This is a genomic window from Brevundimonas sp. SS2672, from assembly GCF_059579685.1.
In genome coordinates this window covers 197258-223942 of record NZ_CM184201.1, presented here as the reverse complement: position 1 = coordinate 223942, position 26685 = coordinate 197258, and the positions used below count along the sequence as shown (strand labels likewise).

Below are 26685 nucleotides of genomic sequence, written 5' to 3'. Positions count from 1 at the left end.
TTCAGCTCTCGGTCAGGCGCATCTCGAAGGCGCCCACCGCCTGGGTCCGCAGCAGAACGGTCTGGACCCCGGCGGTGGCGCGGGCGGCGGCCTGCGGCAGGCTTTCGCCGCGCATCAGCCACCCGGTCAGGTATGCGGTGAACAGGTCGCCGGTGCCGCTGGGCCGGATCGGGATGCGAGGGATGGAGGTGCGATGGGCGACGCCGCCCTCGACCGCCACCGTCTCGACTTCGCCCGGCGCGGTGTCGGTCAGGACGCAGCCCGTCACCACCGTTCTCCCGGTTCCCCGCGCGTTCAGGATGCGCGCCGCCTCGATCACCCCCTCGTCCGTATCGGGCCGTTCACCGACCAGTCGGCCCAGTTCGAACTGGTTGGGAGTGATGATGTCGGCCATCGGCGTCAGTTCATCGCGGAACTGTTCGATCAGGCCATCGGCGACGAAGACGCCCAGATCATCGTCGCCGATCACCGGGTCGCAGATGTGCAGCAGCGCCGGGTTCTTCGCCTTCCAGCGCCGCAGGAAACCCGCCGTCGCCGCCGCATTGGCGGCCGAGCCCATATAGCCCGTCACCACCGCCCCGGATGTCATCGGCAGGTCGCGCTCCTCGACCCCCAGCAGCAGGTCGGCGACCAGTTCCGTCTCCAGAATCCGGCCGCGCATGGTGGGATAGTGCGGGTGATTGGACAAAAGGGTGGTCGGCACCGCCGCCACCTCCAGCCCCATGGCCTGCATCGGCTGGACCGCCGCGCTGTTGCCGACGTGGCCGTAGACGACCTGGCTCTGAATCGAGATGACCCGCACGCGCGTTCGGAACCTCCTTAAGCGGGCGTCAGCGCCGGTCCGGCGATCGGATAGGCCCGCGTCAGTTCTCTTCCCTGCGCCTTCACCGCCGCGCTGTCGAGATCGCCGTCGCGCAGACCCTTGAGGATGGTCAGGATCATGCCGCCGACCGTGCGGAACGCCTCGGCGTCGAACCCGCGAGAGGTCGAGGACGGCGAGCCCAGCCGCAGCCCCGACGTCACCATCGGCGAGGCCGTATCATAGGGGACCGCGTTCTTGTTGGCGATCAGGCCGTGATCCTCCAGCGCCTCGACCGCCACCTTGCCGGTCAGGCCGAAGGGGCGCAGGTCCACTAGCACCAGATGGCAGTCCGTCCCGCCCGACACGAGGCGCAGGCCTCCGTCCGCCAGCGTCTGGCCCAGTACGCGGGCGTTCTCGATCACCGCCTTGGAGTATTCGACGAAGTCCGGCTGAAGCGCCTCGTGGAAGGCTGCCGCCTTGCCGGCGATGACGTGCATCAGCGGGCCGCCTTGCGTGCCGGGGAAGACCGCCTTGTCGATGCGCCGCGCCAGCTCCGGATCGTTGCACAGAATCAGGCCGCCGCGCGGGCCGCGCAGGGTCTTGTGCGTGGTCGAGGTGGTGACATGGGCGTACGGCGTCGGATTGGGATAGAGGCCCGCCGCGATCAGCCCGGCGTAGTGAGCCACGTCGGCCACCAGATAGGCGCCGACCTTATCCGCGATCTGGCGCATCCGGGCGAAATCGATGCGGCGCGGATAGGCCGAGCCGCCCGCATAGATCAGACGCGGCCGGTCCTGAAGGACGCGCTGCTCCATGTCGTCATAGTCGATCAGGTCGTCGTCTTCGCGCACCCGATAGGCGCTGACCTCGAACCACTGGCCCGACAGGCTGACCGGCGAGCCGTGCGTCAGGTGACCGCCGCAGGCCAGGTCCAGCCCCATGATGCGGTCGCCCGGCTTGATCAGGGCGAACAGCACGGCCTGGTTGGCGTTGACGCCCGAGTGCGGCTGGACGTTGGCGTAGGCCGTGTCGAACAGGGTGCAGGCGCGCTCGATGGCCAGCTTCTCGGCGATGTCGACCGCCTCGCACCCGCCGTAGTACCGGCGGCCCGGATAGCCCTCGGCGTATTTGTTGGTCAGGACCGAACCCTGCGCCTGACGCACGGCGGCGCTGACGATGTTCTCGGACGCGATCAGTTCGATACTGTCCTGCTGGCGTTTCCGCTCCAGGGCCAGGGCATGAGCCAATTCCGGGTCCAGAGCCCGCGTCGCCAGATCGAAAGCCATGTCGTCTCCGCCGTTCGAATGAAAAAGGCGGCGGGTCGGCCTTTGAGGAGGAGGGTCGCCGACCCGCCGAGCGGCTGGCTTCGGGGGACTGAAGCCAGGCCGAAGAGCGTCAGCGCAGGGCCGAAAGGTCCGCGCCGTGATTGATGTGGTAGACGGCGCCGCCCATGACGATGGCCGGAACCGACTGCACGCCGGCGGCCTCGGCTTCAGCCAGGCGCTGCGGCGTCTCGCCAAGGTGAACGACCTCGACATCATAGGCGGCCGGGTTCAGCGCGCCGACGAAGCGTTGCTCGGCGTCGACGCAGACGGTGCAGCCTGCGTGATAGAAAACGGCTTTCTCGGCCATGGCCCTATCCCTTGTTTCTGATCCCGCAGCGGTGTTGCTGCCTGGGAATGCGCGTGGGATACCCGGCCTATCGGCCCTGTCAGAAGAGCCGCTTTCCTGAAACCTGATAGGCCGGATCATGGGACGCAGCGCCGTCGTCATTGAACTGATTGAAGACCCCGCCCGGCCCCTGTTCATCAATCTGGCGGGGTCGGTCATCCGCGAGATCGAGCGCGGGCGGCTGAAGCCCGGCGACCGCCTGCCCGGCACCCGCGCCCTGGCCCGCACGCTGGGCGTTCATCGCAACACCGTCGACGCCGCCTATCAGGAGCTGGTGCTGCAGGGCTGGCTGACGGCCGAGGCGTCGCGCGGCACCTTCGTCGCCCGCGACCTGCCCGATCTGGGTACGCAGAACTGGGGCGCTCGCCCCGCCGCTGCGCGCTTCGCCTCGCCCCTGCCGCAGACCCGGCCCGCGCCGCCGCCGATGCAGTTCTCCGACGGGGCGCCCGATGCGCGCCTGATGCCGGGACTGGAGCTGGCCAGAGCGTTCCGCCGATCGCTGACCGGCGCCGAACTCAAGTCGCTGCCCGGATACGGCGACCCGCGCGGGGCGCCGTCGCTGCGGACGGCGCTGGCCCGCTATCTGTCGGCCGAGCGCGGCCTGACGGTCAGCGCCGACGACATCCTGATCACGCGCGGCAGCCAGATGGCCCTGTTTCTGGCCGCCGCCGCCCTGAACCCCGGCGACGCCATCGCCGTCGAAGATCCCGGCTATCCGCTGGCCTGGAAGGCGTTTCGCGCCGCAGGCGCCCGCGTGGTCGGCGCCCCGGTCGATGCGCAGGGGCTGGACGTCGAACGGCTGGAGGCGCTGCTCGCGCGCGACCCGACCATCCGCGCCGTCTATGTCACGCCCCATCATCAGTTCCCGACCACGGTGACGCTGGGCGCCGGGCGGCGTCTGCGCCTGCTGGAAATGGCGCGTCGTCATGGCCTGATCCTGATCGAGGACGACTATGACCACGAGTACCGTTTCGAGGGCCGCCCGGTCCTGCCGCTGGCCGCCCGCGCTCTAAGCCAGGGCCGCGATCAGGACCGCATCATCCATATCGGATCGGTGTCCAAGCTGCTCTCGCCCGTGGTCCGCATCGGCTATGCGACAGGCGCGCCGGACCTGATCCAGACCATGACCGCGCGGCGCGAGGCCATCGACCGTCAGGGCGACCTGCCGCTGGAGCGTGCGCTGGCCCGGCTGATCGACGACGGCGACCTGGGCCGTCACGCCCGCAAGGCGCGCAGGATCTATGAACAGCGCCGCGACCTGTTGTGCGCCGAGATCGCCGCCCGGCTGGGCGACGCCGTCGCCTTTGACAAACCGGCGGGCGGGCTGGCGCTGTGGCTGCGCGTGAACCCGGACATCGACGCCGCCGCCTGGGCCGCCGAGGCTGAGCGCTGCGGCTTGACCCTGACCCACGGCCGCCAGCTCCAGCTTGAACCCGGCCCAAAGGGGTGCGCCGCCGCCAACGCCTTCCGCATCGGCTTCGCCAGTCTGGACGAGACGGAACTGGTGCGCGCCGTCGACCGGCTGAAGGCGACGCAACCGGCCTGATCGATCAATCCAAACTGGAACTTCTGGACCATCCGGCTTGTCGCCACCCTCGGAACTGATCGCGGCCGTCGCCGCATGGGTCTGAAAGGGTTCAACACGATGCCGCCGTCCAGCCGCAAGACGACCTCGCCCCGGCCACGCCGTCTCTTCGAGGGCGAGGACACGCCCGAGGGCGGCGCAACGCGGCAGACCGCCCTGATCCAGATCTTCGTCCTGCCGCTTTCGGTGGCGGTCGCCGCCGCCGTCATCGGCGTCGTCGCCGTCTGCTCGGGTTGAAGCGGTGATCTCCGGAGGCCGCAACCGGCCAATGACTTGCGTCATTCCAGGTCAGGGCGCATGAACCGGCCCTGACGAAGCCGCCCGAGAGGTCATCCGTGTCCGACGCCGACAAAGCCGCCGCCCTGTTGCCCGAAGGCCAGCCTGTCGGCCGCGTCATCGCCATGCCCGCCGACACCAATCCGGAAGGCGATATCTTCGGCGGTTGGCTGCTGGCGCAGATGGACCTGGCCGGGGCGACCCCGGCGTTCGAGCGCGCGGGCGGCCGCTGCGCCACCGTGGCCCTGGACGGCATGGTCTTCCACCAGCCGGTCTCGGTCGGCGACGAAGTCTCCACCTACGCCAAGATCATCCGCGTCGGCCGCACCTCGATCCGCGTCCACGTCGAGGCCTGGAAACGCGCGCGCGGTCAGGCCGAGGCCCAGTCGGTCCGCGTGACCGAGGGCGTCTTCACCTATGTGGCCATCGATCAGGACCGCAAGCCGCGCGAAGTGCCGCTCGACACCCTCCACGAATAACATCAGTATCCAAACCTTCGCTTAAGGGAGGGCGTCAAGATGTGGGTTCTGGCCGGGATCGGCGCCGTTCTGGCGGGCTTGTTCCTCATGCTGCGTGAACTGTTGCCTGCCTTCGAGGCTGGGCGCTCTGGCGTCATCCGCAGCAAGAGCGCCGTCGCAACCCGCATTGAGCGCGCCGCCGAACCCGAGCGTTTTGAAGCGATGCGGCGCAGCCGTTTCCGAGCCGCGCGGTTCGGTATCGGCCTCGCCGCAGTTGGCCTGCTCTGGACCATCCTGCAGATCGTGGGGATCGCCCTGAACCAGGCCGGATGAAACCCGAGTCCGGGAGTCGGTAATTCTTGACGTTCGGAGGCGGCGGCCCTACCTCCCCCGCATGGCCATTCGTCGTATCCTGACTATCGATAACGCCGCCGATCTGGCGACCCTGAAGACTGTCGCCGCGCCTGTGGAAGGCGGCGTCACCGATGCCGTGCGCGCCCTGATGGATGACATGCTGGAGACGATGTACGACGCGCCGGGCATCGGTCTGGCCGCGCCGCAGATCGGCGAGCTGACCCGCGTGGTCGTCATGGACCTGGGCGACAAGCCGGTCGAGGGTGCCGCTGACGAGCCGCAGACCGAGGAAGAGGCGCTGGAGCGCCGCAACCCGCGCTTCTTCGTCAACCCCGAGATCCTGTGGTCGTCCGAGGAGATGTTCTCCTACGAAGAGGGCTGCCTGTCGGTGCCGACCTATTACGACTCGGTCGAGCGTCCGGCGCGCGTGCGGGTCCGCTACATGAACTATCAGGGCGAGACGATCGAGGAAGAGATCGAGGGCCTCTACGCTATCTGCTTCCAGCACGAGCTGGACCATCTGAACGGCGTCCTGTTCATCGACCACCTGTCGCGCCTGCGCCGAGACCGCGCGGTCGCCAAGGTCAAGAAGCAAGCGAGGATGGCCGCCTGATGGCTCGCAAGACCCGCAACATTGATCCGAGAACCGTCAATAGAGGGGGTCGTCGCCGCCTGACCCGCAACCAGAAGGTCGGCGCGGCCAGTCTGGCGACCCTACTGGCTGTCGCCGCCGTCGGCGTGGTGGCGGGTCTGGTCATCGACCGCCTGCTCGATTTCGACGACGCGCTGGACGCGGGCGGCGAGTGGGACGAGGGCGGCGGCGTCTATACCCGCTGGATGTAATCGGCCTCACGGTCTAAAGGCCTGCCCATGCGCCTAGCCTTCATGGGAACCCCCGACTTCGCCGTGCCGTCGCTGGCCGAGCTGATCGCCTCGGGGCACGAGATCATCGCCGTCTATTCGCAACCGCCGCGCCCCAAGGGCCGGGGCCAGAAGCTGACGCCGTCGCCTGTCCACGCCTTCGCCGAGGCCATGGGCCTGCCCGTCTTCACGCCCGACAGCATGAAGGCCGCTGAGGCCATCGACGTCTTCCAGAGCCTTGATCTCGACGCCGCCTGCGTCGTCGCCTACGGCCAGATCCTGAAGCCCGAGGTGCTGGAGGCGCCGCGTCTGGGCTGCTTCAACCTGCACGGCTCGCTGCTGCCGCGCTGGCGCGGGGCCGCCCCGATCCAGCGCGCCATCATGGCCGGGGACCGCCAGACCGGCGTCCAGATCATGCGCATGAGCGAAGGCCTGGACGAAGGCGCCATCATCCTGTCGGAACTGATGGACATTCATGCCGACGACACGGCCGCCTCTCTGGGCGACCGCATGGCTCATGTCGGCGCCGCCCTGTGGCCGCGCGCGCTGGCCGCCATCGAGCGCGGCGGCTTCACCGAGACGCAGCAGACGGGCGAGCCGACCTACGCCAAGAAGATCACCACGGCTGAGGCCCGCATCGACTGGACCCGCCCGGCCGCCGAGGTGGACGCCCACATCCGCGGCCTGTCGCCCTTCCCCGGCGCCTGGTTCGAGGTCGAGGCCGACGGCGAGCCGGTCCGCGTCAAGGCGCTGATGTCGGTTCTGGCTGAAGGCGAAGGCGCGCCCGGTCAGGTGCTGGACGACACCCTGACGATCGCCTGCGGCGACGGCGCGGTGCGCCTGACTCGCGTGCAGCGTCCCGGCAAGGCGGCGCAATCGGCCGAGGAAATGCTGCGCGGCTTTGCGGTTCCTGTCGGAACCATTCTGAGTGGGCCGCGGTCAGAAGGCTCCGCCTTCTCGACCGGACGCGGCCTGTAGGGCGTCATGCCCCGATACAGATTCACCATCGAATACGACGGCTCGGCCTACAACGGCTTTCAGGCCCAGGTCGGCCAGCCGACCGTGCAGGGCGCCATCGAGACGGCGATCGCCGCCTTCAGCGGCCAGAGCGTGCGCATCGCCGCCGCTGGGCGAACCGACACGGGCGTCCACGCCACAGGCCAGACCTGCCATGTCGATCTGGAGCGCGACTGGCCGGCGCAGACGGTGATGAACGCCCTGAACGCCCATCTGGTGAAGGAGGCCGTGGCGGTGCTGGACTGCACGCCGGTCAGCGACGACTGGCACGCCCGCTTCACCGCCAATGGGCGCAAATACCTGTATCGCATCCTGAACCGGCCCGGCCGTCCGGCGCTGGACCGGGGCCGTGTCTGGCACGTCAGGAAGCCCCTGGACGCCGAGGCCATGCACGCCGCCGCGCAACACCTGATCGGCCATCACGACTTCACCACCTTCCGCGACGCCGCCTGTCAGGCGGCCAGCCCGCTCAAGACGCTGGACGTCGCCCGCGTCTCCCGCGTCGGCGAAGAGGTGCATCTGGTGTTCGAGGCGCGCAGCTTCCTGCACCGTCAGGTGCGGTCCATGACGGGCAGCATCGTCGAAGTGGGCCTCAATCGCTGGAGCCCGGCCGATCTGGCCGATGCCTTGGCGGCCAGGGACCGCGCGCGATGCGGCCCGGTGGCGCCGTCAGACGGTCTCTATCTGACGGGCGTCACCTATGAGGCCGAGGCCTGACCTCAGGCTTCAGCGTTTGAACAGACCGCCCAAGGCGCCGCCGAGGCCGCCTGGCAGGTTGTTCAACAGACCGCCGAGCATGTCGTCCGCGCCCTCCGCCGAGCCGTTCGGCGTCAGGCGGTCAATGGCTTCCGGCAACAGTCCGGCCAGGGTCTCGCTGGCCTGTTCCGGCGAAACGCCCAGCTTCCGGGCGAAATCGGCGATCGGGCCGGAGCCGATGACGGCGGCGATCTGCTCGGGGCTGATCGCAGCGTTGCCGCCCTTGCCGATCCACGAAGCGGCCACGTCGCCCAGACCGTTCTGGCCGAACTTTTCAGCCAGGCCCGCCACGCCGCCCTGCCCCTTCAGCAGGTCGGCCAGGCCGCCGGCGGCGTCGTCGCCGAGGCCGCCCAGAACATTATCCAGAAGTCCCATCTCAATTCCTCCGATTTGCGCCGCCAGAATGACAGACTTCCTCTGCGGATTTGTGGCCGGAAGGTAAAAGACGGCGCCGCGATCACGGCGACGCCGTCGACGTCAGCTCTTGGCGCGTTCCGAACCCGAGGTGACGGCCTGACCGGCGGCGGACAGATCGCGGCCGATGCCCGAAACGGTGTTGCAGGCTGCGGTGGCCAGGGCGGCGGCGATGACGCCGAAAACAATGAGCTTGCGCATGATGAAATCCCCGTGGTCGATTTGGCGCTTCAACGTGAAGCTTGGCCATAAGGTTGCATGGCCAATTCATCCTCCAATCTGCTAACGGCGAAACCATGACGCAAGCTTCCGGAACCGCCGCCCGCCGTTTGGTCGAAACCCTGGTGATGAACGGGGTCGACAAGGTCTTCTGCGTGCCGGGCGAAAGCTATCTGGCCGTGCTCGACGCCCTGGCCGATGTCCGCGACCAGATCGAGGTCATCGTCTGCCGCCACGAGGCCGGCGCCGCCAACATGGCCGAGGCCTATGGCAAGCTGGCGGGCCGTCCCGGCGTCTGCATGGTCACGCGCGGACCGGGCGCGACCCACGCCTCGATCGGCGTGCATACGGCGCATCAGGATTCGACCCCGATGATCCTGTTCGTCGGCCAGATCGCCCTGACCGACCGCGGCCGCGGCGCCTTCCAGGAGGTCGACTACCGCGAGGTCTTCGGCGGCCTGGCCAAATGGGCCACCGAGATCGAAAGCCCTGAACGCACCGTCGAAGTGGTCGAACGCGCCTTCGCCACGGCCCAGCAGGGCCGCATGGGTCCGGTCGTCGTCGCCCTGCCCGAGAACATCCTGCACGAGGACGGCGGCCCCTCGCCCATCCGCCCGGTCGCGCCCGCCAGAGCAGCCCTCGATCCAGCCTTTGTCGAACAGGTGCGCGAACGCCTGTCGCGCGCCGAACGCCCCATGCTGATCCTGGGCGGTTCGGGCTGGACCGATGAAGCGACCGACGCGATCTCCGGCTGGGCCGAGCGCCTGGGCCTGCCCCTTGCCCTGTCCTTCCGCCGCAAGGATCTGATCCGCAACGACCACCCCGGCTATGCGGGCGACCTCGGTCTCGGACCGAACCCGAAGCTGGTGGCTCGGGTCAAGGACGCCGACCTGCTGCTGGTGATCGGCGCGCGCATGGGCGAGAACCCGACCCAGGGCTACACCCTGCTGGATCGGACGAAGACGGCCGAAACCCTGATCCACATCCATCCGGGGCCGGAGGAGCTAGGCCGCGTCTGGGCGCCGGCCCTGTCGGCGGCGGCGGACAACTCCCTGGCGGCCCTGGCCCTGTCGGCCATCGAACCGGGCCGGACCTGGAACGATCAGGGCGCGGCGGCCCATGCCGACTTCCTCGCCTTCTCCTCGCCCATCGAGGTCGAGAGCGCGGTCAATATGAGCGAGGTCATCGCCCATCTGGCGCAGGCCCTGCCCGAAGACGCCATCCTGACCAACGGCGCGGGCAATTTCGCCGCCTGGCTGCACCGCTTTCACCGCCATCAGGCCCGTCGCACCCAGCTGGCCCCGACCTCGGGCGCCATGGGCTATGGCTACCCCGCCGCGCTCGGCGCCAAGGCGACCCAGCCCTCGCGCGAGGTCATCTGCATCGCCGGCGACGGCGACTTCATGATGAGCGCCAATGAGATGGCGACCGCCGCCCAGTACGGCCTCGGCGTCATTGTCGTGGTCGTGGACAACGGCACCTTCGGCACCATCCGCATGCACCAGGAGCGGGAATATCCGACCCGCGTCATCGCCACCGACCTGAAGAACCCCGATTTCGTGAAGTACGCCGAAGCCTTCGGCGCCTTCGCCGTGCGCTGCGAGACGACCGGTGATTTCCCGGCGGCCCTGGCGGCGGCGCGCGAGGCGGCGGCGAGCGGCCGCCCCGCCCTGGTCCACCTGATCACCGACGCCGAACAGATCGCGCCGGGCCGCACGATCACGGATTTACGCGGGCAGTAGTCCTTACCCTCTCCCAACAGGAGAGGGGCGGCTTCCGCGCTTGCGTCCCGCCACGCTTCGCGAAAGAGTGCGCCCCTTATTGTACCGAGGGGGTCTTTCTCATGCGTCGTCTTCTGATTTCATCCGCCGCCGCCCTGGCGCTCTGCACCGCTGCGCCCACTGCTATGGCCGAGGGAGCCGCGCCGGCCGCCGCGACCATCCAGGCCCAGAGCGAGGACGCCCGGCTCAACGCCTTCTTCGAACAGGCCTTCGAGGCGCGCGTGGCCCTCAGCCCCCAGCGTATGACCTCGCTGGGCCGCAAGACCGACTATGACAAGCTGGACGACGTCTCCGACGCCGCCGCGGAGCGCTCCCTAGCGCTGCAGGAAGCCCAGCTGGCCCAGATGAAGGCCCAGTTCGATCCGACCAAGCTGAGCGAGCAGAGCCGCCTGTCCTGGCGCCTGTTCGAACACGGCGTGCAGCAGGCGCGCCTGTCGAACCAGTGGCGCGACTGGGGCTTTCAGTTCGCCGCCAACGGCAACCCGACGACCAGCCTGCCGGTCTTCCTGATCAACAATCACCGCATCGGCAGCGTCTCGGACGCCGAGGCCTATGTCGCCCGCCTGAACGCCGCCGAGCGCTATATGGGCCAGGTGGCCGACACCCTGACGGCGCGCGCCGGCAAGGGCGTGGTCTCGCCGCGCTTCGTCTTCGAGCCCTCGATCGACAACACCCGCGCGGTGATCGCCGGAGCGCCGTTCGACGGCGGCGCCGACAACCCGGTCTGGGCCGACTTCCAGAAGAAGATCGCCGCCCTCGACGCCGATCAGGCGACCAAGGACCGCCTGCTGGCCTCGGCCCGCGAAGCCCTGACCGGCCCCTATAAGCGCGGCTTCGACACGGTTCTGGCGGCGCTCGGCCAGGTGCAGACCCAGGCCGACAGCGACGCGGGCGTGTGGCGCCTGCCGCAGGGCGAGGCCTATTACAACGCGCGCCTGCAGCTCTCGACCACCACCGACCTGACCGCCGACCAGATCCACCAGATCGGCCTGGACGAGGTCGCCCGCATCCAGCGCGACATGGAGACGATCAAGACCCAGGTCGGCTTCACCGGCACGCTGCAGGAGTTCTTCGCCTTCCTGAAGACCGATCCGCAGTTCCAGTATCCGAACACGCCGGAAGGCAAGGAAGCCTATCTGACCGACGCCCGCGCCTTCGTGGCCCAGGTGATGGCCGTGGCGCCGCAGTGGTTCTCCAACCTGCCCAAGGCCCCGCTTGAGGTCCGCGCCGTCGAGCCGTTCCGTGAGGCGACGGCCTCCATCGCCTTCTACAACTCGCCTGCGCCGGACGGCTCGCGCCCCGGCATCTACTACGTCAACCTGTCGGACATGACCCAGGTGCTGAAGCCCCAGATCGAGGGCATCAGCTATCACGAGGGCGCGCCGGGCCACCACTTCCAGATCGCCTATGCGCAGGAGATGGAGCACCTGCCCAGCTTCCGCCGCTTCGGCGGCTACGGCGCCTATTCCGAAGGCTGGGGCCTGTATGCCGAGCGCCTGGGCAAGGAGATGGGCTTCTATCAGGACCCCTATTCCGACTTCGGCCGTCTCTCGACCGAGCTGTGGCGCGCGGTGCGCCTGGTGACCGACACCGGCCTGCACGCCAAGCGCTGGAGCCGCGAGCAGGCGATGGACTACTTCCGTCACAACTCCCTGCTGTCCGAGCGCGACATCCAGAAGGAGGTCGAGCGCTACATCACCAATCCCGGCCAGGCGACCAGCTACAAGATCGGCGAGCTGAAGATTGAGGAACTGCGCGCCAAGGCCGAGGCGGCGCTGGGCGACAAGTTCGACATCAAGGACTTCCACACCGTGGTCCTGGGGTCGGGCGCCGTGCCGCTGGATGTGCTGGGCGACCTGGTCGACGCCTGGATCGCCAAGGGCGGCGGCGCGCCCAACTAAGTCTTCCTTCTCCCCTCCGGGGGAGAAGGTGGGCGCCGGAGGCGCTCGGATGAGGGGGGATTTCAGCGCACGCGCGTGTAGCGCGCCACTTGCTTCTGGAAAGTGAGACACTTGAAACTGGAGCAAAAACTATGAAGGCGTATCGGCTGTCATCCGCCCGCCCCCTCATCCGTCATGCTGACGCATGACACCTTCTCCCCCGAGGGGAGAAGGGCTAGGAGGCTGCCCATGCCCTTTACCGCCACCGTCCTGACCATGTTCCCCGAGGCCTTTCCCGGACCGCTGGGGGTGTCGCTGATCGGCACCGCCTGGCGCGAGAAGGGGCTGTGGGACTTGCAGACTCTGGACATTCGCGCGTTTTCCGAAGATAAGCGCGGCTTCCTGGACGACACCCCTGCGGGTGGCGGTCCCGGTCAGGTGCTTAAAGCGGACGTGGTGGCCAGGGCTCTCGACAGCCTGGAAGGCCCGCCTAGGCCGCTTTTGTACATGAGCGCACGCGGTCGACCCCTGACGCAGGCGCGAGTGACGGAATGGGCCAAGGCCGACGGCATTGTCGTCCTGTGCGGCCGTTTCGAGGGGGTGGACCAGCGGGTGCTCGACGCCCGGGGGTTCGAGGAGGTCTCCGTCGGGGACGCGGTGCTCGCCGGCGGCGAGGCGGCGGCCATGGTGGCGATCGAGGCGTGCGTCCGGTTGGTTCCGGGGGTTCTGGGTGCGGCGGAAAGCCTGTCCACCGAGAGCTTCGAGGACGACCTGCTTGAACACCCGCAGTACACGCGACCGCGGACGTTCGAGGGCCACGACATCCCGGAAGTCCTGTTGTCAGGCGATCACAAGAAGATCGCCAAGTGGCGTCAGGAGCAAAGGGAAGCGACGACGCGGGAGCGGCGCCCGGACCTCTGGGAGCGGCATCTCGCCAACTTACAGGTAAAGAGCAAACAAGCTCCGGAGAAATGACATGAACATCGTCCAGCAACTCGCTGCCGAAGAAAAAGCCCGCCTGCTCGAAGGCAAGACCATCCCCGACTTCCAGCCCGGCGACACCCTGCGTGTCCACGTGCGCATTAAGGAAGGCGAGCGCGAACGCATCCAGGCGTTCGAAGGCGTCTGCATCGCCCGTGACGGCGGCGGCGTGAACGAGACCTTCACGGTCCGCAAGATTTCGTTCGGTGAAGGCGTGGAGCGTCGCTTCCCGATCCTGTCGCCGAACGTCGACTCCATCGAAGTGAAGCGTCGCGGCGTCGTCCGTCGCGCCAAGCTGTATTACCTGCGCGACCGTCGCGGCAAGTCGGCCCGGATCGCCGAGCGCCAGACGGCCCGCAAGGTCGCCGTCCCGGCCACCGGCACGACCGAGAAGGCCGGCGACGAGGCCTGATTTCAGGCTTCGGCTTCGCGCTGAAGATCAAAAGCCCCGGTGGAAACGCCGGGGCTTTTTTGTGTTGCCCCTCTCCCGGTGAGAGAGGGCTTGAGCGCGCTTCTCTCCCTCCCCTTCATGGGGAGGGTGGTCGCGCAGCGACCGGGTGGGGAGGACCGGGTGATTTCAGACGTGGCGCTTGATCCGCCCTGTCGCCCCCACCCGACTTCGGCCTAAGGCCTCAGCCACCCTCCCCATGAAGGGGAGGGAGAAGCGCCGCCTCTTTATCCCGCCAGTCCCTGTTTCAGGGCGCCGAGCTGATCGCGCCCCGCCCGAACCTCCCCGTAAGCGCGGCGAATGCTCTCCTTTGTCGTGGCCGACAGGGCGTCGTCCGCCAGCGCCCGCTCGAACCGCGCCTTCAACTGCTCCTCTCCGTTTTCGATCGTGTCGATCATGGAGACCTCGCTGCGCAGCAAGGCGTGGCTGACATCCCTGAAGGCGCGCTGCGCCTTGGCCAGGATGGAGCGATCTTCCTCCGGCGACCCGCCGCGTTCGCGCACCGCCGCCTTGAACGCTTCGGCCAGACGCCGCCGTTCGCCCGCCCGCGCCTCGAACCAGGTGCGATAGGCGTCGTCGGCCGCCTCCAGAGCGGCTTGGTGATAGCCGTCGGCGCTGTCGACCAGCCCCTCGACCAAGCCGTTGAGGATCTTGATGTCGTGGCTGTTGCCGGCCATCGGAAACCTCCGTTGCTGTCCCAGAGGAAAACCCCTGCCAGCGGCGAAGGTTGCGCCTTGCGCCCCGCCCTAAAGCTTGGTGCGCAGGGACCAGAGTTCGGGGAAGCAGCGGCGCTTCAGCGTCTCGACCAGATAGCCCACGCCGTCGGTGCCGCCGGTGCCCTGACGCCGGCCGATGATGCGCTCGACCGTGACCACATGCTTGTGCCGCCATGTCAGCAGGGCGTCGTCCAGATCGACCAGCTTCTCGGCCAGCTGATACAGGGGCCACCAGCGCTCGGTGTCGCGATAGACCTCGAGCCAGGCGGCCTCGACGCCTTCATTCGCCTCGTAGGACTGGCTGACGTCGCGGTTCAGCACCGCGTCGGGCACCGGCAGGCCCGCCTTGGCCAGTTGGCGCAGGGCGTCGTCATAGAGGCTGGGCGATTCCAGCGCCGCCTGCAGCGCCGCGTGGGCGGCCGGACGCTCGGCGTGGAAGCGCAGGAAGCGCGAGTCCTTCAGGCCCAGCATGGTCTCGAGGCGTCGGAACTGGTCGCTCTGGAAGCCCGAACTGGCGCCCAGATCGCCGCGGAACTTCAGGTAGTCGGCGGGCGTCATGGTGGCCAGGATGTCCCAGCTCTGGGTCATCACCGCCTGGATGCGGCTGACCCGCGCCAGGCTCTTGTAGGCGGGCACCAGATCGCCGGCCCGCACCAGCGTCTGCGCCAGCGCCACCTCGTGCAGGATCTGCTTGAGCCACAGTTCCTTGGTCTGGTGGATGATGACGAACAGCATCTCGTCATGCTGGTCGGAGCGCGGCTTCTGGGCGGACAGGATGTCGTCGAGGGCCAGATAGCCGGCATAGGTCACGCCCTGCGGCTCATGCTTGGCCGTCTCGATCGCGTGTCCGCGAATGTCGTTTGCGTCGGTCATACGCCAGCTATCGCCCGATCAGCCGGGCGGGGCCAGACCCTTTTTGACTTGAGAAACTAGTTGGCGGCGCGGTCGTCAGCGACGGCGTTGGCGGCCATCTGGCGACCGTTGGCGAAGGCGTCACGGGCGTTGTTGTAGATGAAGCCGTAGGTCGGATAGACGGTGGTGCCCAGATCGTTGATCGGGTTGTACCAGACCTTCACCCGGCTCCAGTCGCCCGAGGATGAGACGTCGACGACGGTGACGTTCTCCTCGACCTTGCCGCGGCTGCCGCCCCAGTTGGCGTGGGTGACGCGGATCACGCGGTCGGTCAGGACATCGGAGACGACGGCGACGTGGCCGGCGCTCATTCGGCCGTGCGGCTGGAACACCAGCACCGAGCCGGTCTCAGGCGCGTCGCCGGTGCGGAACTTGCTGACGGCCTGACGCCACCAGGTCCAGGCGTCGCCGAAGATCTGAATGCCCGAGAACATGCGCGCGAAGGTCACGCACTGCCAGTAGGGGTCGCCGGCCTGGGCCGGGGTGGTGCTGAAGGCGAAAAATCCCAGGGTCGCCGCAAGGGCGGCGGCTGTGAGCCGTTTCATCATCTGGCGTGCTCCCGACTGAACGCGGACAAGCCTTAGACGATAGGGTCAGAATGTTGAAGAACTGTTTCCGACTGTTTCCCCGACTGATCCACAGATGATCGCCGCTTGGTCGCCCAGCCGCGCAGGAACGTACGGGCCGGACGCTCGATCAGTTGGTGAACAATCGCGGCGGCGACAATCAAGCCTGCAATGATCGCCAGCCACAGTACGAGCGGAAGCTGCTTGTCCTCCGCCCCCGTCAGGCGCGCCACGATATTGACCGCCAGGATCTGCCACGGGGCGCACAGCATATAGACCGCATAACTGATCTCGCCGAGATAGACTGCAGGGGCGGAACCCAGGACGCCCGCCCTGTCCGCCGGAATGCCGGCCAGGGCCAGGATCAGCAGGCCGCCGGACAGGACGGTGATCCCGTCCCAGCTCATCAGGGCGGCGCTGAACGCCATCACGACCGCCGCCGCCAGGGCCAGCAGGCCCGCGCGCGGCAGGGGCGCACGCCGGTAAACCAGGTAGAGGGCGCAGCCGTAGGCGAAGCAGGGCACGATCCGCAGCGCCCCCCACTTGAACGTCGCCTCCGTCAGGCGATAGCCCGCGACGCGTTCGAAGCCGACGTAGAGGGCGACCAGCAGCAAGGCCGCCGCGCCCGTCGCCAGCCAGGGCCGGTTCCGCAGCTTCCACGCTGCGGCGGCGAAGAGCGGGAAGGTCAGATAGGCGAACCACTCGGCCGAGATCGACCAGGACGGATGGTTCCAGCCCGCCTCGCCCGCGAAACCCCAGGCGTGAACCATCAGTAGATTGGGCAGCAGCGTCTTCCAGCTGAGGATGCCGGAATCGATCGCCATCCCCGCCGCCGTCGCCGCCAGTCCCAGGGCCATGACGCCGAACAGGGTGAACAGGTGCAGCGGATAGACCCGCGCGATGCGCGCCCACAAGAAGCCCCTGTAGCCGAAGCGTTTCTCGCCGAACGCCTGGAGATAGACGTGGCTGAGGATGAAGCCCGACAGGACGAAGAAGAGTTCGACCCCCAGATAGCCCTTGGCGGCCAGGGCGGGCATGCCGCCGACCGCCAGATTGGGCCACATCAGATAGACCACGACCCACAGGGCCGCGAGGAACCTGAGCGAGGTCAGGGGACGGATGTCGATCGGCGTCGCTACGGGCGTCATGGGACCATCCTGGCCGGTGAACCGACCGGGGACAGCCCGGTCGCGCAACAGCGCTCAATGCAAGCCGGGCGCCAGCTTCGCCTTACTCTACGCGACCGCTCTCCCCGGCTCTCTCGATCGCCGCCGTGGCCGCGGCGCAGCCGGTCAGGGTCTCGTCGCCGATCTCGACCTTGGCGGTCAGGGGATAGGTGCGGTCGCTCATGCCGTCCGAGCAGTCCGTCGCCGTCAGGGTGACGGCCAGATCCGCGCCCGCCTCGGTCTTGGTCGACCAGGTCGCGACCGTGCCCTGCAGGGCCGGGCCGGGGTTGGCGGCCTTCTGCTCGGGCCGGTCGACTCCGGAATAGGTCAGGCCCTGCGGCGTGATCTCCACGGCCCAGAAGGGCTCGGTTCCCAGCACCCGTAGCGGCTGATCCAGATCGACGCCGGCCAGGGCGCGCGGCTCGGCCTTGGCGGGCTCCGCCGCCTTTTCAGCAGGCGGCGTGCAGGCGGCCAGAGCCAGAGAAACGGCGGCGGCGGAGAAGAGGGCGACGCGCATGGCGGTCCTTTCAGAAGGTTTCCGGCCAAAGTCCGGGTTTGCCTTCACCCCGTCAAGACAGGCGCCAAAGCGGCTCGCCTGGGTTAGTGTGTCCTCATGCCGATTCGCCCCGCCCCCGACGCTGACCTGACGGCCTGCGAGTTCTTCGCGGGCGGCGGCCTGGCGGGCCTGGGACTGAGCCTGGACGGTGCAGGCTTCCGTACCGTTCTGGCCAATGACATCGACGCGGCCAAGGCCCGCGCCTTCCGCGCCAACCATCCCGATACGCCGCTGATCCACGACGACGTCTGGACCGTGACGCCGGATCAGATTCCCGGCGCGCCCGACCTGTGCTGGGCCTCATCGCCGTGCCAGGACGTGAGCCTGGCGGGCGCGCGGGGCGGTCTGAAGGCGCAACGCTCGGGCGCCTTCTGGGGCTTCTGGAAGCTGATGCAGGGGCTGGACGCCGAGGACCGCGCGCCGCGCGTCATCGTGCTGGAAAACGTCGTCGGCCTGCTAACCTCGGGCGAGGGGCAGGACTTCGCCGCCGTCTGCGGGGCCATGGCCGAGGCGGGCTATACGGTGGGCGCCCTGGAGATCGACGCCGGACTGTGGCTGCCGCAGTCGCGCCCGCGCCTGTTCATCGTCGCCATGCGCGGCGTCGAGGGGCCGCGCCTGCCCGCCCCGACCCAGCCCTTCCACTCCTCGCGCCTGATCGCCGCCTGGGAGCGCCTGCCGGAGCCGGTTAAGACGAATTGGGCCTGGTGGCGGCTGGCCGTTCCGCCGCGCCGCAACCTCGACCTGGCGACCGTGCTGGAAAGCGACGCGCCCTGTTTCACCCCGGCGGAGACACAAGCCTTGCTGGCCATGCTGTCGCCGCTGCACCGCGCCCGGCTGGAGGCGATCCAGGCTTCAGGCGAGCGGCGTGTGGGCGCGGCCTTCCGCCGGGTGCGGGTCAAGAACGGCGAGAAGCTGCAGCGGCTGGAGATGCGCTTCGACGGACTGGCGGGTTGCCTGCGCACGCCGTCCGGCGGGTCGTCGCGCCAGTATGTCGTGATCGTCGAGGGCGGACGCATCGCCATGCGCCGCCTGACCGGACGCGAGGCCGCGCGGCTGATGGGTGTGAGCGACGCCTATCGCCTGCCCGCCAGCGAAAGCGCGTCGCTGAAGCTGATGGGCGACGCTGTGGCCGTGCCTGTGGTCGAGGCCCTGACGCGCGGCCTGTTCCTTCCCGCCCTGACCGGACGCCAGGCCGAAGCCGCCGCCTGAAACCTCAATAGTAGAGCTCGTCGTCCTTGCGGTCCTCGGCGCTTTCGATGCCGGGATCGAGGTGGTTGTCCACCCGATCGTCCCAGCCCTCGCGATCAGACCGGAAGGCCAGGGCCATCAGCCCCCAGGCCAGGCCGACCGTGCCGAGCACGCCCAGCCCCATGGCGATCCAGCCATGCAGGCTCATCTCGCCTCCGCCGATGAGACGCCAATAGGCCGCCAGCCCCAGGGTGCTGACGGCCGATATGGCGACGGCGAGAACCAGCGACCGCAGAAGCCGGACCAGTCGCCCGCCCCTGGAGGTCTTCGTCATGGCTCAGCTCAGCGCTGGACCCACTGGCCCTGGGCGTTCTTGTACCACTGGCCCGAGCTGATGCGCGGCAGCAGCTGGGTCTCGAACATCCGGGCGCCCGCCACCTCGGCCGAGGTGCCGGCGTCGGAGGCGCTGCGGGCGTAGGCCTGGCGGCGACCGGCGTTGGTCGCGCTGATGGCGGCCTGGGTGGGGCCGTCGACCGAGGTGCGCACGCCGACGTAACCGTCGGCCTGCTCGCCGGCCGCGCCGGCGGCCTTGGCCTGATCGACCAGGGCCTTCTGCGAGGCGGTCTGCGCCACGGCGGCGCCGGCGGCGGCGCCCAGAGCAGCGACAGCGGCCACGGCGACGAAGAGTTTGCGGTAAGTCATGTCTAAAGCCCCCTTTCGTATCAGAACAGGTTGGGGTTTTCGCGGAGCAGGTTCTGCAGTTCCTGGTCCAGCTTGATGCGGATGTCGGCGTCCAGCTTGGCGTAGATCTGCAGCGGCTCGCTGAACTTGATGTTCACCGTAGGCGCGCATGCGGCCAGGCTGACGGCGCCGAGGCCGAGCATGGCGACGATGTGGCGCTTGCTGATCATGTGGCCGATCTCCGAAGGCGGCGTTGGAAGTCGCCGCCATTAAACGCAGCGGCGTGTGAATGGGTTCTGAACAAAGCGCGGCCGTGACTCAAGGCGTTTCATCCGTCGTCAGCACGGGCGTCTCCCCCCGACGCGCATATTCCAGCAGGTCGGAAATGATCTGGTTGGCGTTCCAGGTCGTGTCCAGCGTCAGGTCGATCGGCGTGTCCGACGGCAGGTTCAGCTTCTTGTTCAGGAAGTCACGCCGGATCAGCTCCATGAAGGTCAGGCGAAGCTGCTCTCGCTCGGGCGGGTCGTGACGGCCGTTGATGCGGAACCGGACGCCCAGGCGCCCCTCATCCAGGCTGTTGACCTCGGCGGTCAGGTCGCTGATCGCCAGGTCCTGCATGGCCTGATAGGCCAGATCCTGCATGGTGTTGGGCGGAACCCCGGCCTCGCCCCCGCCGCCTGCGGCCAGATCATCGAACACCTCGGGCTGGATCGACAGACGGCCGGGGCGCACCCCGTTCAGCACGCCGCCGACAATGCGCCAACCGTCCTTGGGATCATAGGTGAAGGGCAGTCGTCCCGACACCACGGCGTCGAACTCGGCCTTGTCCTGAAGATTGGCGCTCTTCAGCAGTTCGTTCAGTTGCACGCCCTCTACCACGACCACGCCGCCCCAGCCCTCGCCCGGCGTCAGCGGCAGCGACAGGGGCTCGACGCTGATGCGCCCGCCCGCCGCCTGGATCTGGCCGCCGTCGATGGTCAGGGCCTTTTCGTCCAGACCGAAGGACAGCTGAAGATCGGTCAGCGGCGTCACCGTCTGCACCCGGTCGGCCGTCAACGTCTGGTTCGGCGCGGTGATCAGCGGCGTCAGGCTGGTGAACTCCACCCGCCCCTTCAGCCCCTGGACCTTGCCCGCCGGACTGGTGAAATCCAGATCGGGCACAGTCAGGACGCCTGAACTGGTCGCGCTCTCGGCCGTCCAGTCGAAACGCCCCTCGAACCCGGCCGAGCCTTCGACCGGCGACTTCACATAGTCGGCCACGAGCGGGCTGAGGTCGTCGGGCTGCAGCCCATGCTCGGTGAAGGTCAGACTGGGCGCCGAGATCACCGCCCCGCCCGCCTCGGCCCTCACGTCGTGACGCACGTCGACCCGCCCGACGGCGTGGTCCAAACGGCTGAGGTCAAAGGCGGCCGTCCAGACGTCATCCGCCAGTTGCGCCTCGCCCTTGGCCTGAAGCGGCAGGAAGCGGACCGGATCGGCCGTATCCGCGACCTGGGCCTTGACGGCCCCGACGCGCATCGACACCCCTTTCGGTCCGCCGTCGACCGTCAGCTCGCCCTCCGCGGCGGAAAGGCCCGCCTCGAAAACCGGCACGGAGGCCGCCACGTCGGCCAGCCGCGTCCGAGCGCGCCAGAGACCGTTCTGAACCACGACCAGCGGGTCCGATGTCGGACACGCCCGGCCGGTCACGGCCTCAACCGAGTTCTCGCCCAGGTCCAGCTTGCGCACCGTCAAGGGAATGCAGTCGTTCGTCGCATAGGTCAGCCGCCCGCCCGTGGAGACCAGTTCGCCCCGGGTGCTGAAGGCGATGTCGCGCGCAGGCCCAAAATCCAGAGCCGCCTCCCCCTTCAGCGTCGCGGCGAATCCGCCCGGCGTCATCCGCCACTGCACGCCGTCGAAGCGCGCTTCCGGCAAGCCGCCGCCGCGTCTGGACGCCACGCTGAAGGCGCCCTGCGCCGCGCCGCCCGCCCTCATGGACAGCACCGGCGCCCTCGCCGAGGACAACTGCAGCTCGCCGCCGTTGGCCGGGCGGGCGGTCAGCGGCCGCAGCAGGACCAGCTCCACCCCGGCGTTGTCGCTGACCAGCCGCACCTGGGGCGCATCCAGGGCGAAGGCCCCCAGCGCCCGCTTCATCTCGGCGAGTTCGGGAATGTCGTCAGCCTGAGGCGCGCCGAGCACGGGCGCCGAAACACGATCCGCCGCCAGGGCTCCGGCGGCGCTGATCCGCGTGATGGAATCCCGCACCAGATCGACGTCCAGACGCCCGCGCGCGCCGTCCAGCGTCACATCGCCCGTCGCCAGGCGCCGAACGGTCAGGGTCGCCGGCCCCTGGACCTCGAAGGCTTCCCCCTTGCCGCCGGCCTCCAGGGCGGTCGAGACGAGGACCGCCTGGGTCAAACGGGTCTCGCCGAACCGGCCCGACGCCGCCGTCAGCCGCAGGGGCGAAGCCGCCCGCCACTTCATCTCCTCGGCTTCCGTCCCGCCTGAGGTCGACAGGACGAGGCGGCTGAGATCCAGCGCCGCCTGACGAACCTCCATTCCCTCGCCCTGGAGGCGGTCCGCAGTCGCCGTCCCCTTCGCCTCGCCCTTGAGGCTGTAGGCGTTGAGCCAGCCTTCGACCGCCCCGGCGAACTCCATCGTCGCGACCGCCTGGCGCGCCGTCGTCCCGGCGCCGGCCAGTTCATCCGCCGTCAGCCGCGCGTTGAGGCCGACCCGACCGTCGCCGCGCCGGGTCTTCATGTCCGGGTAGGGCAGGTCGCCGCTGAGACTCAGCGCCGCCCCCTGCCCGCCGACGCCCGCCACGGCGAAGCGCTCGGCCTGGGCGTCCAGCTTCACCGTCGTACGGTCGCCCGCGGTCGTCACATCGATCACGCCGGCCAGGCCGCGCGCCTCGGTCTCGCCGCTCTTGAGCGAGGCGGCCGGCATCCGTCCCGACAGCCGCATCAGCTTGCCGTCGTCGATCCGGGCGTCCGCCAGCAGACGCAGCGGGCCGTATTCGGTGTCGAGCCGCGCCTGGCCGCCTTCAACGATGACCAGCGGCGCGCGGGAATCCGGCCTGGGCGGCTTGCCGGTGAACTCCTCGACCAGGGGATCGAGACTGCCCAGCGACAGCTTCCCGCCCTTCCACGCCGCTCGAACGATCGGACGGACCAGACGGATGCGGCTGGGCGTCACCCCCAGTCCGGCCTTCGACCACGGCAGGCCCACGGCGTAGTCGACCTCGACCCGCTCGACCTTGAAGTCGGGGTTCTCTGGATCGCCGATGGAGACCTTGCCGACAAAGCCGTTGAGCTCCAGCCGCTCGACCTCGACGTCGGCGTCGATGCCCTTGCGATCCAGCCAGCCGACCAGCAGCTCGCGCGCCGCCGCCCGCCGGTTCAGATAAAGCGTCGCCGCCAGCACCAGCAGCAACGCCAGAACGATCAGCACCGTCCTGGCCAGCCGTCGTCGCGGCCTTCCCTTTCCGGACGGCGCGCCAGGGGACTGGGCGGATCCGGCGTCGGATCCTGAAGTGGCTATGTCGTCGGTCAAGGGGAGCGGCGTTCAACTTAACAGGAAGGGGAACAACGCCACAGAATGCGCGACAACAACAGTCGTTGCAGAATGAGCACTGCGACGTGACACCTGCGCCACTACCAGCCGACCTCGACTACAGGAAGGCGAAGTTTGGCGAGAGACTCACGCAGAACGGTAAATTACTGCAGATCATCGCGGCCATGTTAACCAATCGTAACATTCCATCTTCCCAAGATGGGACGTGCGGGCTATACGGCTCGCTTCGCGTTCGCCGGACGACCGGCAAGCGCGTCGAGATCTCGACTGTTTTGGCGCGGAACGCGTCGCCGACTTGCCGGGGACCCATGGCTCAGTTCGATCCTCGCCGCCAGCCTGTCCGGCTCGCGCCGCACCTGCTGACGACCTGCGCCGCCGTGGGCATCGCCCTGTTCGCCGGTCGTGGGTATGAACAGGTCAAGGCCGAGGAAGTTCCGGTCCTGACGGCGGAGCAGATCGAATCCCTGGAGGCCCAGGCCTACGCCGCCGCCGCCGCGCCAGCCGGCATGACCACGCCGGAAGCCATTCCCGTCCAGATTCGCCGCGGCGAGACCTTCGAGCAGGCCGTGCGCCGCACCGGCATCGGCGCCGACGAGGCCAAGGCCGTGGCCGCCACCGTCGCCAGCGCCTTCGACCTCAAGGATCTGCGCGCGGGCCTGCGTTTCGAAACCGCCGTGTCCAAGCCGCGCGGCGGCCTGGGCGACGCCCGCCTGATCGGCCTGACCATGCGCACCGGTCCGGCCAGCCAACTGACCGTGTCGCGCAGTTTCGACGGCGCGCTGCGCCTGCGCTCGCTGGACGAGAAGATCGCCCAGGAAACCGTCGTCGCCAACGACAAGGTGCAGCGCTCCCTGTCGGCCAGCGCCCGCGAACTGGGCGCCACCTCGGCCGTGGTGCGTCGCGCCAGCCAGCTGTTCGCCCACAAGTTCGACATGCAGCGCGACGTGCGCGCCTCGGACGAATTCACCCTGGTGTTCGATCGCACGGTCACGGAATCGGGCCGCACCGTCGAAACCGGCGAACTGCTCTACGCAGAGTTGAAGGGTCACGCCTTCTACCGCTTCCAGCCCGCCGGCTCGAAGACGGCCCAGTATTTCGACGCCACGGGCAAGAACACGCGCACCGCCATGATGCGCACGCCGCTGCAGAACTTCCGCCGCGTCAGCTCCAATTTCGGCGTTCGCACCCATCCCATCTCCGGCTATCGCAAGATGCACCAGGGGATGGACTTCGCCGCCTCCACCGGCACGCCCGTGGTGGCGCCCGCCGACGGCGTGGTGGTCGAGGCCCGGCGCTGGGGCGGCTACGGCAACTGGCTGCGCATTCGCCACGCCAACGGCCTGGAAAGCGGCTACGGCCACCTGTCGCGCTACGCCTCGGGCATGCGCGCCGGCCAGCGCGTGACCCAGGGCCAGGTCGTGGCCTATGTCGGTTCGACCGGCGCCTCGACCGGGCCGCACCTGCACTATGAAATCTGGCGCAACGGCCAGCGGATCAATCCCTCGGGCATCAAGACTCAGGAAGGCACCGTCCTGGCCGGCGCCGACCTGAACGCCTTCCGCGCCGAGAAGGCCCGCATCGATCGCATCATCGCCGCCGGCGGCCAGCGTCGCCCGGTGGTCCAGCAGGCCTCGACCGGCCTGCGTCCCGCCGAAGGCTGATCGCACTCTCTCCGATCGCTCAGCCGACCAGTTGCGGAACACCGCCCTGGTTTGGACAGCGCACGCCGTGCACCCACACATCCGCCTCTCCCAGCCGGACGCCGAGCAGGTCCAGCAGAGGCTGAACCACGCCGTCCAGCACCGGCCCGAGCGGCGTCAGCACGCCCGCCAGCAACTGGGTGACGAGGTGCAGGGGTATCCCCAGGGCCGTCAGCCGCGTGTCCCGCAGCAGGGTGACGATCAGGCCGTTCACGAAGCCCTTGGCGCGGACGGTCTTGGGCTGGCTCGACCCGATCTCGCTTCCCGTGAAGCGCAGCTCGCTCCAATCCAGATCCGCCACCTGGATGTCCGCGACGCCCTCCACCGTGATCAGCAATACGGACACCAGCCTGGCCGGGCTGACCTTGAGCTCGGACTTGAAGTCCCGCAGGCGTTTAGGATCGATCTGGCCCAGGCGCACGCGCGCCACGCCGGGCCGCGCCTCGATCAGAACGCGCGGCGTTCCCTCGCACTCGATCGCCTTGAGCCGCGCCTCGGCACTGGCCGCTTCGATCAGGATGGGGACCTTCACCTGCGCCAGCAGCCCCACGAGCGGAACCTTGTCCAAGGCCGTCGCCTCAAGATAGAGGCGCGTCTGCACCGTGCGGATGATCGGCTCGCCTGTGCCGGTCACCGTCAGCCAGGGCGCGCGATTGGGACGTTCGCCGATCGCCAGCATGACGTCGAGGTCCGCCAGTCCGGCGCGCGCGCCCACATCCAGGGCCAGCTGACGATCCTGATTGGCGGTCTGCAGCGTCGCCATCAGCAGGTCCATGGCCGAGACCTCGGCGTCCAGCCCTCGCCGCAAGCCGCCGCGCGCATCTGCATCCACCCCGATCAGCTCCTCGAGCTTGACCACGGCGTTCAGCGGCAGGCGCGTCAGCTTGCTCAGCGCGCTTTCTGCGCCCGACCCGGCGACGGCCTCCAGCGCCCTCAGCACCTGGCCCGTCTGGGCTTCATGCGCCAGCAAGGCGTCATAATCTCCCGCCGTCACCCCTAGCTCGGCCGCCAGGGCGTCCGAGAACTGCAGCAGGTTGACCTGAGCGTCAGCCAGGGCGCGATAGTCCATCACCGTCAGGGACACCTTGCTTCCCAGCAGGCCGGACAGCAGGGCGTTCGCCAATCCGCCGTCCAGCCCCGCTAGGCGCGAACCGATGGAGAAGACGGCGCTGGGCGGACCGCCGGGCAGCGCCGCCGTGGCCGATTTCGACACCGTCACGCTGTCTCGCCTCAGTATCCAGCGGCCGAAATAGAGGGGCGCCGGGGCGCTCAAGGTCACGCGGGCGGCGTTGGGTCTGGACCCGCCGTCGGCGAAACGCGCGCGCGGCTTCAACCGGGGGTCAGGCGTATAGACGCCCCGCTGGATCCGCGCTCCGGCCAGATCGACCAGATTGTCCTGGGCTGTGAGGCGGGCTGCGGCCTCGGTCCGTTCGGGCGGGTCGGATAAGGTTTGGGCGGCCGCCAGCGCCGACAGGTCCGCCGCCCCCTGGACTTCGCGTCCCTTCAGAACCATGGAGCCCACATCGACCGCCAGGGCTGCCAGGACGCAGATCAGGGCGCCGAAGACGGCGGCCATGACCGCAACCCCGCCCCGGTCATCGCTGGAAAGGCGGCGACGCCGGCCCATCTCACGCCTCCTCCACGCGGATGACGGCGGTGCGGCGAATGATGCGAGGGGGCGGCACGGTCAGCGGCGACAGGGCCATCAACGGATGTCCGCCTGCGTCATAGGCCACCTCGACCCGGAAACGCCCCGGCTCAGCGCGGACCGCCACGACGGCGTCGGCGGCCTTGAGCCCGAGGTCCTTCAGCTGGGTCTCCACGACTTCGCGCGCCAGTTGTTCGCGCTCGACAGCGTCCAGTCCCGCGATCGCGGCGCGCGCGCCCTCGGACACGGCCGCCTGGACCGAATGCGCCATCCAGAACCAGCCGCCGTAGACGATCATTCCCGCCAGCAGCAGAAAGAACACCGGCCCGACGATGGCGAACTCCACCGCCGCCGCCCCTTGCCGCTTCGCCATCCCGATACGCCGTTCATCTCGCATCATTGCACCTCGTGACACGAGCACGATCAACTACACAACTTAAAGGAGAGTGTAGGCGCGTGATGAACGCTTCGACTCCGCCCCTCAGGCCGCATCGCAA

29 protein-coding genes and 1 pseudogene are annotated in these 26685 nt (G+C 68.7%); 14 read left to right on the top strand and 16 right to left on the bottom strand.

Going from position 1 to position 26685, the window contains the following annotated elements; translation table 11 throughout:
- Window position 1: 1 nt before the first annotated feature.
- The 3 genes from pdxY to AC52GN_RS01080 all read right to left on the bottom strand — a co-directional run bounded on the left by pdxY (window position 2) and on the right by AC52GN_RS01080 (window position 2434).
- On the bottom strand, window positions 2–802 hold the full coding sequence (gene pdxY, locus AC52GN_RS01090; protein WP_496527903.1) for a pyridoxal kinase: 801 nt from the start codon (window positions 800–802) through the stop codon (window positions 2–4).
- Window positions 803–819: 17 nt separating this feature from the next.
- On the bottom strand, window positions 820–2088 hold the full coding sequence (gene glyA, locus AC52GN_RS01085; protein ID WP_496527902.1) for a serine hydroxymethyltransferase: 1269 nt from the start codon (window positions 2086–2088) through the stop codon (window positions 820–822).
- 109 nt (window positions 2089–2197) lie between these two features.
- Window positions 2198–2434 (bottom strand): thioredoxin domain-containing protein, encoded by a 237-nt coding sequence (locus AC52GN_RS01080; RefSeq protein WP_292058750.1) that lies wholly within the window; start codon window positions 2432–2434, stop codon window positions 2198–2200.
- A gap of 118 nt (window positions 2435–2552) precedes the next feature.
- Here AC52GN_RS01080 and pdxR point away from each other — a divergent pair, with 118 nt between their 5' ends.
- The 8 genes from pdxR to truA all read left to right on the top strand — a co-directional run bounded on the left by pdxR (window position 2553) and on the right by truA (window position 7741).
- Window positions 2553–4019, top strand: a complete 1467-nt coding sequence (gene pdxR, locus AC52GN_RS01075) for a MocR-like pyridoxine biosynthesis transcription factor PdxR (protein WP_496527901.1) — start codon at window positions 2553–2555, stop codon at window positions 4017–4019.
- A 99-nt stretch (window positions 4020–4118) separates the two neighbouring features.
- Window positions 4119–4295, top strand: coding sequence for a hypothetical protein (locus tag AC52GN_RS01070; protein WP_496527900.1), 177 nt, complete (start codon window positions 4119–4121; stop codon window positions 4293–4295).
- Between the two features lie 98 nt (window positions 4296–4393).
- On the top strand, window positions 4394–4813 hold the full coding sequence (locus tag AC52GN_RS01065) for an acyl-CoA thioesterase (RefSeq protein ID WP_496527899.1): 420 nt from the start codon (window positions 4394–4396) through the stop codon (window positions 4811–4813).
- Window positions 4814–4852: 39 nt separating this feature from the next.
- Entirely contained in the window at window positions 4853–5125 is a 273-nt protein-coding gene (locus AC52GN_RS01060) for a hypothetical protein (protein WP_496527898.1), read from the top strand.
- Between the two features lie 61 nt (window positions 5126–5186).
- Window positions 5187–5759: a peptide deformylase gene (gene def / locus AC52GN_RS01055; protein WP_496527897.1), complete on the top strand. Its 573-nt coding sequence runs from the start codon at window positions 5187–5189 to the stop codon at window positions 5757–5759.
- Window positions 5759–5989, top strand: coding sequence for a hypothetical protein (locus AC52GN_RS01050; protein ID WP_496527896.1), 231 nt, complete (start codon window positions 5759–5761; stop codon window positions 5987–5989). Before def ends, AC52GN_RS01050 begins: the two co-directional genes overlap by 1 nt.
- 27 nt (window positions 5990–6016) lie before the next feature.
- Complete coding sequence (fmt, locus tag AC52GN_RS01045; RefSeq protein WP_496527895.1) at window positions 6017–6985, top strand: methionyl-tRNA formyltransferase; 969 nt, start codon at window positions 6017–6019, stop codon at window positions 6983–6985.
- Window positions 6986–6991: 6 nt separating this feature from the next.
- On the top strand, window positions 6992–7741 hold the full coding sequence (gene truA, locus AC52GN_RS01040; protein WP_452112436.1) for a tRNA pseudouridine(38-40) synthase TruA: 750 nt from the start codon (window positions 6992–6994) through the stop codon (window positions 7739–7741).
- Between the two features lie 9 nt (window positions 7742–7750).
- Here the strand turns inward: truA and AC52GN_RS01035 are convergent.
- Both AC52GN_RS01035 and AC52GN_RS01030 read right to left on the bottom strand, forming a co-directional pair.
- Window positions 7751–8194, bottom strand: a pseudogene (locus AC52GN_RS01035) (YidB family protein); the annotation flags it as partial.
- A 63-nt stretch (window positions 8195–8257) separates the two neighbouring features.
- Window positions 8258–8395: an entericidin A/B family lipoprotein gene (locus tag AC52GN_RS01030; RefSeq protein WP_291778924.1), complete on the bottom strand. Its 138-nt coding sequence runs from the start codon at window positions 8393–8395 to the stop codon at window positions 8258–8260.
- 95 nt (window positions 8396–8490) lie between these two features.
- Between AC52GN_RS01030 and AC52GN_RS01025 the strand changes: the two genes are divergently transcribed.
- The 4 genes from AC52GN_RS01025 (at window position 8491) to rplS (ending at window position 13467) form a co-directional block, all read left to right on the top strand.
- Window positions 8491–10155, top strand: a complete 1665-nt coding sequence (locus AC52GN_RS01025) for a thiamine pyrophosphate-binding protein (protein WP_496527894.1) — start codon at window positions 8491–8493, stop codon at window positions 10153–10155.
- A 101-nt stretch (window positions 10156–10256) separates the two neighbouring features.
- Complete coding sequence (locus tag AC52GN_RS01020; protein WP_496527893.1) at window positions 10257–12095, top strand: DUF885 domain-containing protein; 1839 nt, start codon at window positions 10257–10259, stop codon at window positions 12093–12095.
- A 228-nt stretch (window positions 12096–12323) separates the two neighbouring features.
- The gene (gene trmD, locus AC52GN_RS01015) at window positions 12324–13049 is read left to right on the top strand and encodes a tRNA (guanosine(37)-N1)-methyltransferase TrmD (protein ID WP_121482067.1); all 726 of its coding nucleotides are present in this window, start codon (window positions 12324–12326) and stop codon (window positions 13047–13049) included.
- A gap of 1 nt (window position 13050) precedes the next feature.
- Window positions 13051–13467: a 50S ribosomal protein L19 gene (rplS, locus tag AC52GN_RS01010; RefSeq protein ID WP_291778912.1), complete on the top strand. Its 417-nt coding sequence runs from the start codon at window positions 13051–13053 to the stop codon at window positions 13465–13467.
- 263 nt (window positions 13468–13730) lie between these two features.
- Here the strand turns inward: rplS and AC52GN_RS01005 are convergent, their stop codons facing one another.
- The 5 genes from AC52GN_RS01005 to AC52GN_RS00985 all read right to left on the bottom strand — a co-directional run bounded on the left by AC52GN_RS01005 (window position 13731) and on the right by AC52GN_RS00985 (window position 17380).
- Window positions 13731–14180, bottom strand: a complete 450-nt coding sequence (locus tag AC52GN_RS01005) for a PA2169 family four-helix-bundle protein (protein ID WP_496527892.1) — start codon at window positions 14178–14180, stop codon at window positions 13731–13733.
- 69 nt (window positions 14181–14249) lie between these two features.
- Entirely contained in the window at window positions 14250–15092 is an 843-nt protein-coding gene (locus tag AC52GN_RS01000; protein ID WP_312219474.1) for a tryptophan 2,3-dioxygenase, read from the bottom strand.
- A 56-nt stretch (window positions 15093–15148) separates the two neighbouring features.
- Window positions 15149–15679, bottom strand: a complete 531-nt coding sequence (locus AC52GN_RS00995; RefSeq protein WP_046652349.1) for a CHAP domain-containing protein — start codon at window positions 15677–15679, stop codon at window positions 15149–15151.
- Between the two features lie 32 nt (window positions 15680–15711).
- Window positions 15712–16845 (bottom strand): acyltransferase family protein, encoded by a 1134-nt coding sequence (locus AC52GN_RS00990; RefSeq protein WP_496527891.1) that lies wholly within the window; start codon window positions 16843–16845, stop codon window positions 15712–15714.
- Between the two features lie 82 nt (window positions 16846–16927).
- Complete coding sequence (locus AC52GN_RS00985) at window positions 16928–17380, bottom strand: COG3650 family protein (RefSeq protein ID WP_496527890.1); 453 nt, start codon at window positions 17378–17380, stop codon at window positions 16928–16930.
- A 96-nt stretch (window positions 17381–17476) separates the two neighbouring features.
- Here AC52GN_RS00985 and AC52GN_RS00980 point away from each other — a divergent pair, with 96 nt between their 5' ends.
- Window positions 17477–18628, top strand: coding sequence for a DNA cytosine methyltransferase (locus tag AC52GN_RS00980; protein WP_496527889.1), 1152 nt, complete (start codon window positions 17477–17479; stop codon window positions 18626–18628).
- A gap of 4 nt (window positions 18629–18632) precedes the next feature.
- On the opposite strand, the gene AC52GN_RS00975 is transcribed toward AC52GN_RS00980, so the two are convergent.
- The 4 genes from AC52GN_RS00975 to AC52GN_RS00960 form a co-directional block, all read right to left on the bottom strand.
- Complete coding sequence (locus AC52GN_RS00975; protein WP_291778884.1) at window positions 18633–18941, bottom strand: hypothetical protein; 309 nt, start codon at window positions 18939–18941, stop codon at window positions 18633–18635.
- An 8-nt stretch (window positions 18942–18949) separates the two neighbouring features.
- A complete protein-coding gene (locus tag AC52GN_RS00970; protein WP_496527888.1) occupies window positions 18950–19309 on the bottom strand; it encodes a YdbL family probable chaperone protein in 360 nt (119 codons plus the stop codon).
- A 20-nt stretch (window positions 19310–19329) separates the two neighbouring features.
- Window positions 19330–19518: a YnbE family lipoprotein gene (locus tag AC52GN_RS00965; protein ID WP_291778878.1), complete on the bottom strand. Its 189-nt coding sequence runs from the start codon at window positions 19516–19518 to the stop codon at window positions 19330–19332.
- Window positions 19519–19606: 88 nt separating this feature from the next.
- Complete coding sequence (locus AC52GN_RS00960) at window positions 19607–22717, bottom strand: intermembrane phospholipid transport protein YdbH family protein (RefSeq protein WP_496527887.1); 3111 nt, start codon at window positions 22715–22717, stop codon at window positions 19607–19609.
- A gap of 431 nt (window positions 22718–23148) precedes the next feature.
- Here AC52GN_RS00960 and AC52GN_RS00955 point away from each other — a divergent pair, with 431 nt between their 5' ends.
- Window positions 23149–24501, top strand: coding sequence for a M23 family metallopeptidase (locus AC52GN_RS00955; protein WP_291778870.1), 1353 nt, complete (start codon window positions 23149–23151; stop codon window positions 24499–24501).
- 19 nt (window positions 24502–24520) lie between these two features.
- Here the strand turns inward: AC52GN_RS00955 and AC52GN_RS00950 are convergent, their stop codons facing one another.
- Window positions 24521–26167: a TadG family pilus assembly protein gene (locus tag AC52GN_RS00950; RefSeq protein ID WP_496527886.1), complete on the bottom strand. Its 1647-nt coding sequence runs from the start codon at window positions 26165–26167 to the stop codon at window positions 24521–24523.
- A 1-nt stretch (window position 26168) separates the two neighbouring features.
- Window positions 26169–26561: a TadE/TadG family type IV pilus assembly protein gene (locus AC52GN_RS00945; protein ID WP_312219798.1), complete on the bottom strand. Its 393-nt coding sequence runs from the start codon at window positions 26559–26561 to the stop codon at window positions 26169–26171.
- Window positions 26562–26685 lie beyond the last annotated feature (124 nt).